Here is a 14,194-nt window from a genome sequence, read left to right on the forward strand (position 1 = left end):
ACTGTCCTGATATGAGTGATACCCGATACGCGGTTAATGGCATGGTTTGCACGATTGATCATCTGGCGTCGGCGGCGGCTGTTGCCGTGCTGGACAGAGGGGGCAGTGCTGCTGACGCGGCGGTCGCGGCCAATGCGGTGTTGGCGGTTACGGCGCCGCACATGTGTGGGCTGGGTGGGGATCTGTTCGCGCTGGTGCATGACGGGGCCGGGGTGAGTGCGTTGAATGCCTCGGGGCGGGCCGGGAGTGGTGCGGATCCGGAGCGGTTGCGTGCGGAGGGGCACGGAAGGATGCCTCACCTGTACGACGTCAGGTCGGTGCCGGTGCCAGGGTGTGTGGATGGCTGGCTCGCGCTGCATGGGCGGTTCGGGCGGCTTCCGCTTGAGGTGGTGCTGGCTGCTGCGATTCGTCTGGCGGTTGAGGGGTTTCCGGCCTCTCCGCTGCTCGCGCCGGGGGGACCGTTCATCGGGGCGCTGCCGGGGGCCGGGGACTTCGCCGACGTGCGGGCGGTCGGTGATCTCGTGCGGCGGCCCGGCGTGGGGCGGGCGCTGGAGGCGATTGCGGCGGGTGGGCGCGCGGGCTTCTATGAAGGGGAGTTCGGCCGTGGGCTGCTCGCCTTGGGCGCGGGTGAGTACACCGATGCCGACCTGGCCAGGGTCAACGCCGACTGGGTGACGCCGTTGCACGTGACCGCGTTCGGGCATGGTGTGTGGACGATTCCGCCGAACTCGCAGGGGTACCTGCTGCTGCTCGCGCTCGGCGTCCTGGAGGGGTTCGAGTTGCCCGGCGATCCGGACGACCCGCGCTGGGCGCACCTGCTCGTCGAGGCCGCCCGCGCCGCCGGGCACGACAGGCTCGACGTGTTGCACGAGGGCGGGCAGGCCCCGCTCGGCACGGCCGTCGAGCGCCGCGCGCTGGTCGACCCCGACCGTCGTACGGCCGGGCTGGGCGGTGCGGCGGCTCGTGGCGACACCACCTACCTGTGCGTGGTGGACGGCGACGGAATGGGCGTGTCGCTGATCCAGTCGAACGCCGCCGGGTTCGGCAGTTTGCTGTTCGAGCCGACCACGGGGATCAACCTGCACAACCGGGGCATCGGCTTCTCACTCATCCCTGGCCACCCCGCCGAGTACGGCCCCGGCCGCCGCCCGCCGCACACCCTCTCACCCGCACTGATCACCCGTCCGGACGGAACCCTGCGTACGGTGCTCGGGACGATGGGCGGTGACGCGCAGCCGCAGATCCTGCTTCAGCTCGTCACCCGCCTGCTGGCGTACGGCCAGAGCCCTGGCGAGGTGATCACCGCCCCGCGCTGGGCGCTCGGTGTCGACGCCAGCACAGGCTTCGACACCTGGCATGGCGGTGAGGTGGTCGTCGAGGTTGAGAAAGGCGCGACGTGGGCGCCAGGACTTGTCGAGCGCGGGCACACGGTCCGCCATGAACCCTATGGCGACAACTTCGGGCACGCTCATCTCATCGACGTCCTGCCCTCCGGAATGCTCGCCGGAGCCGCCGACCCTCGGGCCCGCATCGGCGCCGCCCTCGGCCGCTGACCACATTGTCCGTCGCCGGCGGCACGAACTCGAAGTGTCAGAGGGCGCTGAGAGTATCGCTTCCATGGCCGACCTTGTCTCCGCGATCAGCGACTACTGGAACGCCGCCGCACCGACCTTCGATGACGAGCCTGATCACGGCTTGCGCGCCGAGCGCACGCGGGCCGCGTGGGGGTGCCTGATACGTCGATGGGCGCCGTCCGCTCCGGCCGATGTCCTGGACGTCGGTTGCGGCACCGGCTCGCTTTCGCTGCTACGAGCCGCAGCCGTACGTGGCGGGAGCCGAATCGCTGCCCTGGGGAAGCGGCATCACCGCCGATGTCCTGGCTTCTGTGGTGCGCCCCCTGGTCAGAGAGGTGCATATCGAGTCGCTGAGCGGCGACGCCGACCTGTGGGGCCGCCCGGTGAGTGACGAACGCTATGCGATCATCGCCCACACCTGGACCAAGGGCACGCTCATTCAGTGGACACGGTGGCGATGACCGTTCGTACGGCCGCGACCGCCTGTTCTGCCGTGCCGTCGAGGCGGGCGACCTCGGCAAGGTAGGCGCGGGCGTGTTGTTCGATCAGTTCCGCTTGGGTGGTCTGAGGTTCGGGTTGCGGGAGAACGCGGGTGCCGCCGCCGCGCTTGCCGGTGACGTATCCGGCTCGTTCCAGTTCCTTGTACGCCCGCGCCACCGTCCCCGCCGCCAGGCCCACCCCTACCCGGAAGAGCAGTTCGGCCAGGTACCAGACCGCCGAGCAATAGTGGCTTCGAACGGGCACTTGTGGCAAGAGGTTGATACAAAGCTGGTTCAGAGGCGGTTGAGGTACAGGAGGACGGCCAGGACGCGGCGGTGGTCCTCCTCCGAGTTGGCCAGGCCGAGCTTGGCGAGGATCGAGCTGACGTGGGTTTCCACCGTTCGGTCGGTCAGCCAGAGGCGCCGGGCGATGCCGACGTTGGTGCGGCCCTCCGCCATGAGCGCCAGCACCTCCCGCTCTCGCGCGCTCAGCGAGGCCAGCGGATCGGCGGCCCGGCGTGCGCCGATGAGGCGCGAGACCACCTCGGGGTCGAGGGCGGAGCCGCCGGCCGCCACTCGCTGCAGCGAGTCGAAGAAGTCCTCGACGTCGAGGACCCGGTCCTTGAGCATGTAGCCGAACCTGCCGCGGGACACCAGGTCGACGGAGTGCCGGGTCTCGACGTGCTGGGAGAGCAGGACGATGCCGAGTTCCGGGTGCGTGTCGCGGATCCGCCGGGCCGCCCTGGCGCCGTCGTCGGTGAGGTCGGGCGGCATCCGGATATCGATGATCACCAGCTCGGGCTTCGCGGCGGCGACGGCTTCGATCAGCTCCGGGGCGTCCTGGGCCTTGGCCACGACCTCGTGCCCGGCGTCGGTGAGCAGGCGGGCCAGGCCCTCCCGGAACAGGGCGGAGTCTTCGCCGATCACGACGCGCACGGCAGCACCGCCTCGACCAGCGTGCCGCCGCCCGCCGGGCTGGACAGCCGCAACGCGCCACCGGCCGCCTGCACCCGGTCGGCCAGGCCCGCCAGACCGGTCCCCGGACGTATCTCGGCACCTCCGGGCCCGTCGTCGCTGACCCGTACGGTGACCCGATCGCCGGCCCGGCTGACGCGAACGCCGATCGTGGCGGGTTCGGCGTGCTTGACCGCGTTGGTCATCGCCTCGCTCGCGACGTAGTAGGCGGTCATCGCCACGTCCTCGGGCAGGTCGTCGGCGGCCACGTCCAGCGCCACGGGGACCGGCACCTTGCCGGCCAGCATGACCAGCGCGTTGCCGAGCCCGTCGTCGAGGCTGCTCGGGCGCAGGCCGTGCGCGATCTGCCGCAGTTCGGCGACCGCGACGGCCAGCTCCGCCACCCACTCGTCCAGCAGGGCGTCGACCTCGACCGTGCTGTCGTCGAGGTGGCGCTGCGCCAGCCGGATCGCCATGCCGAGGGAGACCAGGCGCTGCTGCGCCCCGTCGTGCAGGTCGCGTTCGAGCCGCCGCCGCTCCTGGTATCCGGCGTGCAGCAGCCGAGCACGGCTGGCCTCGGCCTCGTCGAGCGCCCTGCTCACCTCGATGCGCAGCCGGACCACCTCGATGAGCAGCGCGCTGGCGGCGGCCACCTCGCGCAGCAGCTCCCGGGTGCCGGTCCCGCCGCGCACGATGGCGCCGATGTCATGGCCGCCGAGCCGGACTTGCGCGACGGGAGCGTCGCCGGGGTCGACCGGAGCGCCGGTCGCGTCCACCAGCCCGGAGGTGCCCGGCAGCCGGTAGCCGACGCGCAACTCCGGGTCGCGCAGCGCGGCGCGCAGGGTCGCCTCCAGCTCCTCAGGCTGCGCCTGACCCGCGTGCGTACGGCCGCGCAGTTCCTCGACAGCGGTCAGTACGGCCTGCCGCGCCGGGTAGAACCGGCGGTCGACCCAGCGCTGCAGGCGGCTGCGCAGCGGGGACAGCGCGGCGGCGCAGATGGCCGTGCCGGCGGCCGCGGCGATGGGTGAGCTCCGACCGGCGCTGAGGCCCACCAGGAACGAGGCGGCCGTGTAGAAGCCGAGCAGCATCGCGGTCACCAGGCCGTAGGTGACGGCGGCGCTGATCGCGCGGTCGATGTCGTAGAGGTCGTGGCGCAACACGGCGATCGTGGTGGCCACCGGAATCGCCAGGGCGGTCGCCGCCAGACCGGCGAGCCCCAGCTCAGGCCCGCCGAGGAACAGGTAGCTCGCCCAGCAGAGCAGCAGCGCCAGCGGCAGGCAGGCCGCGCCGAGCGCGAACCACTTGAGCTGGGCCCGCTTCACCTCCTCGGTCGCCCTGCGATAGCGGAGCACCACCGCCGTTGTGGACGCGATCAACAACCCGAGGAAGACCGGCAACAGCAGCAGGCCCGCCACCTCCACCGCCGGCAGGTAGGACGCGGGGACCGGGAAGAAGTGCGGCGTGGTTTCGAACGGCGGCCGGTAGGGACGGGGATCGAACGCCGCGATCAGCAGGAAGAGCACGGGAACGACCACCAACCCGATGGCCGTCCAACGCCACCGCCGGCCCGGCGGGCGTCCGTCCGGGAACACCAGCATGAGCAGGGCCGCCGGGACGTACAGGAACATCCAGTCGCCCTGGGACAGGGCCACGTACAGCTCGGAGAACGGCAGGTCCGGCCGCCGGCTGATGGCCGAGGCGTACAGGTCGCCGACGGTGACCCAGAGCGCCGTCCCGCCGACCAGCATGAGCAGCGGGCCGACCACGCTGTCCGTACGCCGGACGGCGACCACCAGCCCGAGCACCACGGACGGCAACGCCAACGTCGCGCCTATCGCGAACTCCGCCGTGGCGCCGCCGTCGCCGCCGATCACCGCGAGCACCACACCGGCACCCGCCAGCACGCTCAGCACCGCAGCCAGGGCGTACGCGAACAGACGGGGGGCTATCACGCCTCCACGGTAGGGGGCCGGGGATCGCCCGGTGAATACGTGCCAGTACGGAGATCGGTCCCGTGCCGGCCCGGATCCGCGGACCGTGCCCGCGCGCCGAGACTGCGGGAGCGGGACATCCCCCCGCCCCACTCACAGGAGAACCACATGCAACGCTCCCGTCTCGTCGTCGCCGGGCTGATCCTGGGCGGCCTGCTCGGCCTTATCGATGTGGTCACGCTGCCGCTCGGCGACGGCGAGCATCCCCCGTTCGCGGTGGCCGCCGCAGGGGCCGTACTCGGGCTGATCACCTTGGTCGGCTGCGTGCTGGGCTGGCGCGGTAGCCGGGCCGGGGCGATCGCCGTGATCGTCACCAGGCTGCTGTCGGGGCTGACCGCCGTGCCCGCGTTCTTCGCCGACGGGGTCCCCGCCGAGGCGATGACCGCGGCCGCGGTCGGCATCGTGCTCACCCTCGGCTGCATCGCCCTGGTCGCGCCGGGGCTGCGGTCCCGCAGCTGATCCCATCTGAAGGAGAACCCATGGAAACGTCCGTTCCGCCGTCCGTCGTGTCCGCGCCGGCCGGTCCGCCGCACACCCGCAGCATCCCGCTCGCCCTGGCGCTGTTCACCGCGCCATGGGGATTCGCCGTCGCCAACAGCGCCTACGCGTGGGCCACCCGCGCCGGAGGAAGTGACAGCACAGGCGCGGAGACCCTCGCCCTGGCGGCGGCCCACCCCGGCCTCTATCGCCTCGCCACCGTCGCCGCGATGCTGGGGAGCCTGCTCATGGTTCCGGCGGTCCTCGGCGTCAAGCGACTCGTCGCGGACCGCAGCCGCAAGCTCGGGTCCTTCGGCGCGGTACTGACGGCCAGTGGGTACATCGGCTACTTCGCGATCGTCTTCACCGGCTTCATCAGCCTCGCCATGGCCGAGCGCGGCGGCCCCGTCGCGGACTACGCGGCCGTGCTCGACAGCGGCCAGAGTGACCTGGCGGCCGTGTGGGTGTTCCTGCTCTTCGTGGCGGGCAACCTGGTCGGGACGCTGCTGCTCGGCTCGGCCCTCCTCCGTAGCCGCGCGATCCCGCTCTGGGCAGCCGCCGCGGTCCTGGCCTGGCCCCCGCTGCATGTGATCGGGCTCGTGGCCGGCACCGAGTGGTTCGAGGTCGCCGGCGCCGTCGCACAGGCGATCGGCTTGGCCGTCGCCGGTCGGCGCCTCCTACGCTAAGTTCCCTGAGTGTTCTCGTTGCACGAACCTCCGCTGTTCACCCGGCTCAAGCAGGCTGACCGGATTCTGGTGGCCGGAGCCGGGGGAGGTTTCGATGTGTTCGCCGGGCTTCCGCTCGCCGTGGCGCTGTGGGAGACGGGCAAGCAGGTCCACCTGGCCAATCTGTCGTTCAGCCGGCTGCACGGGCTGGATCTTGAGGCCTGGGTGGCGGAGGACGTGGCCGAGATCGGGCCGCACACGGCCACCCGGGACTGGTACTTCCCCGAGCTTTCACTGGCTCGCTGGCTCGACGCCCACGACCTGCCCTCCACCGTGTACGCGTTCCCCAAGGTCGGAGTGGATCCGCTGCGCGCCGCCTACCAGGTGCTGGTGGACCGGCTGGACCTCGACGCCGTGGTCCTGGTCGACGGGGGAACCGACATCCTGCTGCGCGGCGACGAGGCGGGGCTGGGCACCCCGGAGGAGGACATGGCCAGCCTCGCCGCCGTACACGGCCTCGGGGTACACGAGAAGATCGTCGCCTGCCTGGGTTTCGGCGTGGACGCCTACCACGGCGTCAATCATGTCCAGGTCCTGGAGAATCTGGCCGCCCTGGACCGCGACGGGGCGTACCTGGGCGCCTTCTCCATCCCCCGCGCCAGCCGGGCGTCCCAGCTCTACCTGGACGCCGTCGCCCACGCCCAGGCCGACGCACCCGCCCGTCCGAGCATCGTCAACGGCTCGATCGCGGCCGCCCTGCACGGCGAGGTCGGCGACGTCCAGTTCACGACGCGCACCAGCGGCAGCGAACTGTTCATCAACCCCCTCATGACCATCTATTTCGCCGTGGACGCCGACGGCCTGGCGCGCCGCTCGCTCTACCTGAACCGCCTCGAAGGCACCACCCTGATGCGCCAGATTAGCTCGATCATCGAGCACTTCCGCATGGAGATCACCCCACGCGCACCCAGGGCATTTCCGCACTGAGGGGATTTGGTGGGGGCAGTCGGGATGATCCTCCGCGGCGGAGATGTTGGGCGAGGCAGAGTTCAAGCGGCTGCATGGAGGACAGGATGGCCGAGCCGGCGGATCAGACGATCAAGGCGTTGCGGGCGGAGTTCGAGGAGCTTGCCGCGTTGGTGCGGGGGTTCGGGGAGGATGAGCTCGCTCGGCGGTCGGGGGCCGTGGAGTGGGACGTTTCGCAGGTGTTGAGTCATCTGGGGAGTGGGGCGGAGATCGGGCTCGCGGCGCTCAACGGGGCGGTGGACGGGAGCGGTGCTCCGGAGCGGGAGTTCATCCAGGGGGTGTGGGCGCGCTGGGACGCGATGTCGCGGGCGCAGCGCGCCGAGGAGTTCCTCAGCGCGAACGACGCGCAGCTTCGCCGGTTCGAGGATCTGGACGCGCAGGCGAGGGAGGAGCTTCGCATCCCGGTCTGGTGGCCGGGTGATCCGGCGGATGTGGCCACCTTCGGGGGGATGCGGCTCAACGAGCTCGCTCTGCACGCCTGGGACGTCAAGGTCGCCTTCGACGGTGCGGCCACGCTGACGCCGGAGGTCGCCGAGCTGCTGCTCCCGCGTGCCGAGGCCGCCATCGCCTGGGTCGGCAAGGCCGCGGGGCTCGGCGGTCGCCAGGCGAGCGTGGCCGTGCACCTGACCGCCCCGGAACAGTCTTTCGGGGTGGAGATTCGTGACGCGGTGAGCATCACGGAGGTTCCGTCCACGCCGGACGGGGTTCTCACGGCTCCGGCGGAGTGGTGGGTACGGCTGGCCTCCGGGCGTCACTCCCCGGAGCACACCCCGGCCGGGGTGGAATTCACCGGGGAGACGCTCACTCTCGACGACCTGCGCCGTGTCTTCCCGGGGTACTGAGCGAGTTCAGACGGTGATGACGACCTTGCCGGGCGCGTGTCCCGCTTCCAGGTAGCGGATCGCGGCGGGGATCTCCTCGAAGGAATAGCGGCGGTCGATTACCGGGACGACCTGTTTGCCGTCGATGAAGGTGGTCAGGGTGCGCAGGTTCTGTTTGGGGCTGGGGCACTTGAGCGCGTCGGCCAGGGCCATTCGCTGGGAGACGAAGGGGGACACGCCGAGGGTGGAGAACACGTGGCCCATCGGTTGCAGCCAACGCCCCGGCTGGCCGCCGACCACCACGTAGGCGCCCTTGGGGACCAGGGTGCGGCGGGAGGCGAGTACCGAGCGGCTTCCCGCGATGTCCACGAACAGGTCGTAGCGGCGGGCGTCGCGGGTGAAGTCCTCGGCGGTGTAGTCGATGACCTTGCTCGCGCCGAGGGAGCGCACCAGGTCCAGGTTGCGGGTGCTGCACACGCCGGTGACCTCGGCGTCGAAGGCGCGGGCGAGCTGCACGGCGAAGGTGCCCACCCCTCCGGAGGCGCCGTTGACGAGAACCCGGTGACCCGGCTTGATGCCGCCGTCGTCGCGGAGGGCGATCAGCGCGGTGTTGGCGGCCATGGGCACCGCGGCGGCCTCCTCGTGGGACAGGTGCTGCGGCTTGGGGGCGAGATCGGTTTCGCGGACGCAGACGTACTCGGCGAAGCCGCCGCCGGTGATGACGGCGAACACCTCGTCGCCGGGACGGAACTCGGTGACGTTTCTGCCGACGGCTTCGACCTGGCCGGAGATGTCGGCGCCGAGAATGGGGATCTTCGGGGCGCGGAGGCCGAGGCTACCGGGCATCACCCGGGCCAGGTACGGCTCGCCGCGCATGTGGTGCCAGTCGTACGGGTTGACGGAGGTCGCGCATACCCGGACCAGGACCTCATCGTCCCGGGGGACGGGAACGGGGATGTCGGTAAGGGTCAGGACATCCGGTGGGCCGTACGAGCGCTGGACGAACGCCTTCATCGCCTTCTCCTCATGTGGTGTGCGGTCGCTCCACGCTAAAAAATCCGCCCCGCCCGCCGAATCAGCCGAAAGTACGCCTGATCGGTGGATGATCGGCTGAGTTGGATCGGGCCTTTCGCGCGATGAGCGGATACCGGCAGAGAAGTCACGATCGGCTCATGACCGAGAGCAGCGCGAGAAGCCGGAGTACGCGACCGGCGGGCAAACGGACTTCCGCCGGATGGGCAGTACCCGCCGGCCTGATCATTCTCAGCCTCGTACCGGTGATCGCCGGCGCGGCCCGCCTGGGGCAACTGGCCGGTGGCGCGGCGATCACGCCGGAGAACGCGCGATTCTTCGCGGTGCCCATCCCCGTGGTGCTGCACATCGTCGGCGCCTCCTGCTACGGCATCCTGGGCGCCTTCCAGTTCGCGGCGGGGTTCCGCCGCCGCAGGCCGGGCTGGCACCGCGCGGCGGGGCGGCTTCTGGTGGTCTGCGGACTGGTCACCGCGCTCACCGGCCTGTGGATGGCCGTGTACTACCCCCGTCCCGTGGGCGACGGTGATCTCGTCGAGGTGTTCCGGCTCGTGTTCGGCACGGCGATGACGGTCTCCCTGGTGCTCGGGTTCGCCGCGATCCGGCGGCGCGAGATCCTGCGCCACCGCGCCTGGATGATCCGCGCGTACGCGATCGGCATGGGCGCCGGCACCCAGGCGTTCACCCACGTTCCCTATTTCGTCCTGGTAGGGACCCCCGGCGAGTTCGCCCGAGGCCTGCTCATGGCCGCCGGATGGGTGATCAACCTGGCCGTGGCGGAATGGATCATCCGCAGGCGTTAGTGCCGCACCCGGCGCGTCTCGTACGCCCACATGGCGATTTCCACGCGGTTCCGGGCACCGAGCTTGGCCATCAGGCTGGCGATGTGCGTTTTCACGGTGCTCAGCGAGATGTGCAGTTCATCGGCGATCTCACTGTTGGTACGCCCCCGGGCCACGGTCACCAGAATCTGCTCCTCCCGATCGGTGAGCGCCTCGAAGGGAGGGGCCGACGGCGAGGCGGGCCCGGCGTGGGCGAAGGCGTTGAGCAGGCGGGCGGTCACGCTCGGCGCGATCAGGGCGTCGCCGCCGGCCGCGGCGTGCACGGCCTGGGAGAGCAGTTCCGCCCCCGCGTTCTTGAGCAGGAACCCCCGGGCCCCGGCGCGCAGGGCCGCGTAGACGTACTCGTCGAGGTCGAAGGTGGTGATGACCACGACGGCGAGCGGGTCGGCGACGGCGGGGCCGGCGAGCAGGCGGGTGGCCTCGATGCCGTTCAGGACGGGCATCCGGATGTCGAACAGGCAGACGTCGGGGCGGAGCCGCTGGGCGAGTTCGACGGCCCGCCGCCCGTCGGGGGCCTCGCCGACCACCTCGATGTCCGGCTGCGCGTCGAGGATCATCGCCAGCCCGGTACGGACGATCTCCTGGTCGTCGGCGACCAGCACCCGGATGCTCATGTGGCCACCCCGGCACGGGGCAGCACGGCGGTGACGCGCCACCCCCGGTCAGGGTTGGGGCCGGCCACACAGGTGCCGCCGAGCAGTTCGGCGCGCTCGATCATGCCGGTGATCCCGTATCCGGGGGATCCGGCCGGGCGTACGGGATCGCCGTCGTCGTCCACGTCCAGTTGTATGGAGGTGCCGTCGGCGATGACCCGTATCTGGACGCGGGTGGCGTGTCGCGCATGCCGCCGGGCGTTGGTGACCGACTCCTGGGCGAGACGGTAGATCGCGGCCTCCACCGAAGGGGAGAGCCCGGCGACGTCGTCCGCGACCTCCACCTGGACGGACGGGCCGGAGGGTCCCCCGCTTTCGAGCTGGGAGAGATCGGCGAGGCCCCGGCCGGGGGTCATGTCGGCGGGCTCGTTCCGGCGCAGGACGTGCACCATGGCGCGCATCTCGGCGAGGGCCAGGGCCGCTTCGGCCTCGATCACCTTGAGCGCCTCGGTGGCGGCGTCGGGCCGCGAGGCCGCCGTGGCCAGGCCCGCCTGGGCGCGGATCGCCATGGCCGAGACGTGGTGGGCCACGGTGTCGTGCAGGTCCCGGGCCAGTTGCTCCCGTTCGAGCAGTTTGGCCTGGTCGAGTTCGCGCGTACGGGCCCGGGCCCGGTAGCGGAACGCGGCGCCCACCGCCGTCACCGTGAGCACGACGGCGAAGGCGGCGGCCGTGTCGGCCGGGCCGGGATAGTCGAAGATCACGGAGCTCGCGGCCTTGGCCAGGATGATCGCCAGCCCGATGACCGCCTCGCGCCCCGACCCCCACCGGAACAGCGCGTACGGCAGCAGGAGCAGGTAGACCATGGTGTTCAGCTCGGGCGACACGCCGCCCGCCAGCACCTGGCCCAGTCCAGAGGCGCCGAACGCGATCACGACCATCGGCAACGGCTTGGTCCGCCGCCACAGCAAGGTGGGCGTCAACCCGACCGCGAGGACCACCGAGAGCACCCGCGACGGCAGGTCGGGCCGCACCACCCCTTCGAGCAGCGCGACCGGTATCAGCACTCCCACCAGCACCCAGTCCCGCCACACCCGCCGCGGGGCGCCGGGGGGACGGGGCTCGTGCCACACGGAGCGAATGAGGCCGTGCACGACGTCATGGTACGTTGCGATCCTCGGCCATCCCGGGGGTGACCGCCAAACTTACGCGGATGTCCTCTGAAGCAGCAGGGTAACGAAGCCGAGGACGCCGCGGTAGCCGTGGAGCCACATGTCCCGGTGTTCCAGGGCCGCCGCGCGGGCGACGGCGGCGTCCGGGCCCGGGTTCTCGTTGGCCCAGCGGAGCAGGGTGCCGGTCCAGGACCACTCGTACTCATCCCATTCCGACAGGTCGCTGGTGTACGCGTAGACGGTGGTGAAACCGGCGGACTCCGCGAGGGCCACCGTGCCGGGCAGGTCGCGGTAGTCGTCGGGTTCGGCGCCCAGCCGGGCGAGCGCCTCCGGGGTGGGCTCGCGTTCCCAGAAGGCTTCGCCGATCATCGCCAGCCCGCCGGGGCGCAGGTAACGCCGGACGTGTTCGGCCGTCGGCAGCAGCCCGCCGAACGCGTGGGTCGCCCCGACGCAGAGCACCAGGTCGTACTGCTCCGCCACCGGGAAGTCGGCGGCCGGCGTCTCGTGCAGCCGGATGCGTTCCCAGACGCCCTGCGCGTCCGCCGCCTGTTCGGCCGACTTGAGCCCTTCGGCGGAGATGTCCACGCCGTCGGCGGTGGCGTCGTGGTAGAGCGCCAGCGCGCGCAGTGTCCAGGCGGCTTCGCCGCAGCCCAGGTCAAGGATGCGCGCCCCCTCCGCGAGTCTGGCCCGGCGGAGCAGCCGGGTTATGTGCGCACCGGAGACCGGGGCGGCGACAGGGTGGTCGCGGTGGGCGAGATGGCTGATGAACTGGCGATCCATGCGCCTCAATGTGTCCTATCGTCCGGCGGTGCACCAGACACTAGCGGAGGGTGGTGAGTTCGGCGTCGTCCAGCACCTCGATGCCGGCGATCGAGGTTCTGCCCGGGTCGAGGCCGAGCCAGATGACGTCGACTCCCTCGCGTTCGAGGGTGCGTACGGCCGGGCCCTGGGCGCCTTGGGGCGCGGTCAGCAGGGTGGGGCAGGTGGGCGTGCAGGTGCATCTGCCGAAATAGGGGAGATCGCCGACGGTCGCCGCCAGGGGGTCGGTGTCGAGCAGGGTGACGATGTTGGCGGCCAGTCGCGGGTAGACCTCCGAGAGGCGGAGCCGCGTGATGATCACAATGGTCCTTTCTTTCAGGGTTATCGCAGGTATTCGAGGATCATTACGGTGAGCGTGGCGACCGCGAGAAAGGCCCCGCCGGCCGCGAGGACGGCCGCGGACGGGGGCATGCCGGAGTGCACACTGAGGATGTAGCAGCAGAGCGCCAGCACGGCCGAGACCAGGCCGGCGATGGTTAATGACGTTATTCGGGACACGATCGCAGGCTCTCTTCGTCCGGGGAATTCCGCGACGGGTCGCGCATGACAATTGCTTCCGTGGATGCGCGAGAATACGCTCGTGAGGGCGTCGCGGGGTGACTGGCGATGTTTCTACCAGGCGGGTGATGGCGCGGTCCACACATCCCCCGAATCCGGATTATCTTCCCCATTCCGTGGATGCCTCCGGACGTAGCCGGACATCCCCGGACGGGCCCGGATGCCCTCGAACTGGCGCGGATTTATCGCGATATCGACTCCGATGTCGGGGTAAATGATGAAATTTGGATTTAATGGTGCAGGGGGTGGGGGGAGCGGCTAGCCTCACCTGTGACACCGGATGTGCCGGTGGGGTTGATGGGGAGTACGGGCCCAGTGGGTCTCCGGTTCACTCGCCGTCTGACCGTTGTGGTCGCGACCCGGGATGGACCTGGCCATGAGCGAAGCGAGCCGGCACTGTCAGCACCGCCTACTTGAGCTGGCCCAGCGTCTCCACCTGGACGCGGGCCACCCCACCCTGGCCACGATCGAACGGGTGGCGGGCGACCTCATCGACGAGAAGCAGCGCGCGGGGGTGGAGGACGCCTGGAAGCGCCTGCCCACCTCCACCGTGTCGGAGTACCTGAGCGGCAAGTCCAGGCTGCCCGACTGGCAGTTCTTCCACACCTTCGTGGCCGTCTGTCACCGCATCGCCGTACAGAACGACCTGGACGTCCCGCCGCCCAGCGAGCTCATGGCGGAGTTCGGCGCCCTCTGGAAGGCCGCCAAAGCCGAGACCGGCAGCGCGCCCGGGTACGTCGCCTCCCCGCGCTGGACGCCCGGTGACATTCTGGAGCCCACTGTCCAAGAAGTACGGATGGAGCCGCTTCCGGCGGTCGGCTTCCGCATGCCGCGCGCCTGGGGGCGGAGTGGGGCCGCCATCCTCCGGCGGGCCGCGATGGGTGACGCCAACGCCGCCTACCAGGCCGCCATCCTGCTCGCCTGCGAGGCCGCCATCAAACCTGAGGACGCCTGCGACAGGAAGGACCTCCTCTCCATGGCCGCCTTCTATCGCGGCAAGGCCACCGGCAAGGTCGAACAGGCCGCCACCCTCCGCCTCGCCGGCCCGCCCCTCCACAACGCCGCCAGATCCCTGGCCCTCGGCCACAAACGCTCCGGAAAACCCTGCGTCATCTTCTTCCGCGCCTTCCTCCAGGTCGAAGCCGCCCTCCGGCCCGTCCACGCGACTTTCATCGTCAGCGCCGACCTTTGAGGGTG

Annotated in this window: 17 protein-coding genes; 8 read left to right on the forward strand and 9 right to left on the reverse strand. The window is 70.7% G+C overall.

Going from position 1 to position 14,194, the window contains the following annotated elements; translation table 11 throughout:
- The first annotated feature begins 41 nt into the window (after positions 1 to 41).
- Together KIP79_RS04810 and KIP79_RS04815 are read left to right on the forward strand one after the other, a co-directional pair.
- A complete protein-coding gene (locus tag KIP79_RS04810; protein WP_250212697.1) occupies positions 42 to 1,553 on the forward strand; it encodes a gamma-glutamyltransferase family protein in 1,512 nt (503 codons plus the stop codon).
- 212 nt (positions 1,554 to 1,765) lie between these two features.
- Positions 1,766 to 2,035, forward strand: coding sequence for a hypothetical protein (locus KIP79_RS04815; protein ID WP_214103415.1), 270 nt, complete (start codon positions 1,766 to 1,768; stop codon positions 2,033 to 2,035).
- Here the strand turns inward: KIP79_RS04815 and KIP79_RS04820 are convergent.
- Genes KIP79_RS04820 through KIP79_RS49195 form a run of 3 tightly spaced genes read right to left on the reverse strand, consistent with a single transcriptional unit; the run spans position 2,010 to position 4,959 of the window.
- On the reverse strand, positions 2,010 to 2,318 hold the full coding sequence (locus KIP79_RS04820) for a GntR family transcriptional regulator (protein WP_214103416.1): 309 nt from the start codon (positions 2,316 to 2,318) through the stop codon (positions 2,010 to 2,012). The genes KIP79_RS04815 and KIP79_RS04820 overlap by 26 nt on opposite strands.
- Before the next feature lie 29 nt (positions 2,319 to 2,347).
- Positions 2,348 to 2,989, reverse strand: a complete 642-nt coding sequence (locus tag KIP79_RS04825) for a response regulator (RefSeq protein ID WP_214103417.1) — start codon at positions 2,987 to 2,989, stop codon at positions 2,348 to 2,350.
- Positions 2,977 to 4,959 carry a sensor histidine kinase gene (locus KIP79_RS49195; RefSeq protein WP_214103418.1) on the reverse strand — a complete coding sequence of 661 codons (1,983 nt, stop codon included), beginning with the start codon at positions 4,957 to 4,959 and terminating at the stop codon, positions 2,977 to 2,979. Before KIP79_RS49195 ends, KIP79_RS04825 begins: the two co-directional genes overlap by 13 nt.
- A 147-nt stretch (positions 4,960 to 5,106) precedes the next feature.
- On the opposite strand from KIP79_RS49195, the gene KIP79_RS04835 reads away from it, so the two are divergent.
- The 4 genes from KIP79_RS04835 (at position 5,107) to KIP79_RS04850 (ending at position 8,008) form a co-directional block, all read left to right on the forward strand.
- Positions 5,107 to 5,457: a hypothetical protein gene (locus KIP79_RS04835; protein ID WP_214103419.1), complete on the forward strand. Its 351-nt coding sequence runs from the start codon at positions 5,107 to 5,109 to the stop codon at positions 5,455 to 5,457.
- A 20-nt stretch (positions 5,458 to 5,477) separates the two neighbouring features.
- The gene (locus tag KIP79_RS04840) at positions 5,478 to 6,161 is read left to right on the forward strand and encodes a hypothetical protein (RefSeq protein ID WP_214103420.1); all 684 of its coding nucleotides are present in this window, start codon (positions 5,478 to 5,480) and stop codon (positions 6,159 to 6,161) included.
- A 9-nt stretch (positions 6,162 to 6,170) separates the two neighbouring features.
- Positions 6,171 to 7,127, forward strand: a complete 957-nt coding sequence (locus KIP79_RS04845) for a DUF1152 domain-containing protein (RefSeq protein WP_308169565.1) — start codon at positions 6,171 to 6,173, stop codon at positions 7,125 to 7,127.
- An 86-nt stretch (positions 7,128 to 7,213) separates the two neighbouring features.
- Entirely contained in the window at positions 7,214 to 8,008 is a 795-nt protein-coding gene (locus KIP79_RS04850) for a maleylpyruvate isomerase family mycothiol-dependent enzyme (RefSeq protein ID WP_214103421.1), read from the forward strand.
- A 6-nt stretch (positions 8,009 to 8,014) separates the two neighbouring features.
- Here the strand turns inward: KIP79_RS04850 and KIP79_RS04855 are convergent, their stop codons facing one another.
- Positions 8,015 to 9,001 carry an NAD(P)-dependent alcohol dehydrogenase gene (locus tag KIP79_RS04855; protein WP_214103422.1) on the reverse strand — a complete coding sequence of 329 codons (987 nt, stop codon included), beginning with the start codon at positions 8,999 to 9,001 and terminating at the stop codon, positions 8,015 to 8,017.
- A 263-nt stretch (positions 9,002 to 9,264) separates the two neighbouring features.
- Here KIP79_RS04855 and KIP79_RS04860 point away from each other — a divergent pair, with 263 nt between their 5' ends.
- Positions 9,265 to 9,819, forward strand: coding sequence for a DUF2306 domain-containing protein (locus tag KIP79_RS04860; protein WP_308169566.1), 555 nt, complete (start codon positions 9,265 to 9,267; stop codon positions 9,817 to 9,819).
- Here the strand turns inward: KIP79_RS04860 and KIP79_RS04865 are convergent.
- The 5 genes from KIP79_RS04865 to KIP79_RS04885 are packed head-to-tail and all read right to left on the reverse strand — an operon-like array spanning position 9,816 to position 12,937.
- Positions 9,816 to 10,472 carry a response regulator gene (locus tag KIP79_RS04865; RefSeq protein WP_214103424.1) on the reverse strand — a complete coding sequence of 219 codons (657 nt, stop codon included), beginning with the start codon at positions 10,470 to 10,472 and terminating at the stop codon, positions 9,816 to 9,818. The genes KIP79_RS04860 and KIP79_RS04865 overlap by 4 nt on opposite strands.
- On the reverse strand, positions 10,469 to 11,602 hold the full coding sequence (locus tag KIP79_RS04870; protein WP_308169567.1) for a sensor histidine kinase: 1,134 nt from the start codon (positions 11,600 to 11,602) through the stop codon (positions 10,469 to 10,471). Before KIP79_RS04870 ends, KIP79_RS04865 begins: the two co-directional genes overlap by 4 nt.
- A 51-nt stretch (positions 11,603 to 11,653) precedes the next feature.
- Positions 11,654 to 12,400 carry an SAM-dependent methyltransferase gene (locus KIP79_RS04875; protein WP_214103425.1) on the reverse strand — a complete coding sequence of 249 codons (747 nt, stop codon included), beginning with the start codon at positions 12,398 to 12,400 and terminating at the stop codon, positions 11,654 to 11,656.
- Positions 12,401 to 12,440: 40 nt separating this feature from the next.
- Positions 12,441 to 12,740: a hypothetical protein gene (locus KIP79_RS04880; protein WP_214103426.1), complete on the reverse strand. Its 300-nt coding sequence runs from the start codon at positions 12,738 to 12,740 to the stop codon at positions 12,441 to 12,443.
- Between the two features lie 20 nt (positions 12,741 to 12,760).
- Complete coding sequence (locus tag KIP79_RS04885; protein WP_214103427.1) at positions 12,761 to 12,937, reverse strand: hypothetical protein; 177 nt, start codon at positions 12,935 to 12,937, stop codon at positions 12,761 to 12,763.
- A gap of 436 nt (positions 12,938 to 13,373) precedes the next feature.
- On the opposite strand from KIP79_RS04885, the gene KIP79_RS04890 reads away from it, so the two are divergent.
- Complete coding sequence (locus KIP79_RS04890; protein WP_214103428.1) at positions 13,374 to 14,189, forward strand: hypothetical protein; 816 nt, start codon at positions 13,374 to 13,376, stop codon at positions 14,187 to 14,189.
- Positions 14,190 to 14,194 lie beyond the last annotated feature (5 nt).

This window comes from Acrocarpospora catenulata, from assembly GCF_018476525.1.
Taxonomy (GTDB): domain Bacteria; phylum Actinomycetota; class Actinomycetes; order Streptosporangiales; family Streptosporangiaceae; genus Acrocarpospora; species Acrocarpospora catenulata.

Coding starts and splice junctions, on each gene's coding strand:
- KIP79_RS04810 (WP_250212697.1), top strand. CDS start 42: ATGGTTTGCACGATTGATCATCTGGCGTCGGCGGCGGCTGTTGCCGTG.
- KIP79_RS04815 (WP_214103415.1), top strand. CDS start 1,766: ATGTCCTGGACGTCGGTTGCGGCACCGGCTCGCTTTCGCTGCTACGAG.
- KIP79_RS04835 (WP_214103419.1), top strand. CDS start 5,107: ATGCAACGCTCCCGTCTCGTCGTCGCCGGGCTGATCCTGGGCGGCCTG.
- KIP79_RS04840 (WP_214103420.1), top strand. CDS start 5,478: ATGGAAACGTCCGTTCCGCCGTCCGTCGTGTCCGCGCCGGCCGGTCCG.
- KIP79_RS04850 (WP_214103421.1), top strand. CDS start 7,214: ATGGCCGAGCCGGCGGATCAGACGATCAAGGCGTTGCGGGCGGAGTTC.
- KIP79_RS04855 (WP_214103422.1), bottom strand. CDS start 9,001: ATGAAGGCGTTCGTCCAGCGCTCGTACGGCCCACCGGATGTCCTGACC.
- KIP79_RS04865 (WP_214103424.1), bottom strand. CDS start 10,472: ATGAGCATCCGGGTGCTGGTCGCCGACGACCAGGAGATCGTCCGTACC.
- KIP79_RS04875 (WP_214103425.1), bottom strand. CDS start 12,400: ATGGATCGCCAGTTCATCAGCCATCTCGCCCACCGCGACCACCCTGTC.
- KIP79_RS04890 (WP_214103428.1), top strand. CDS start 13,374: ATGAGCGAAGCGAGCCGGCACTGTCAGCACCGCCTACTTGAGCTGGCC.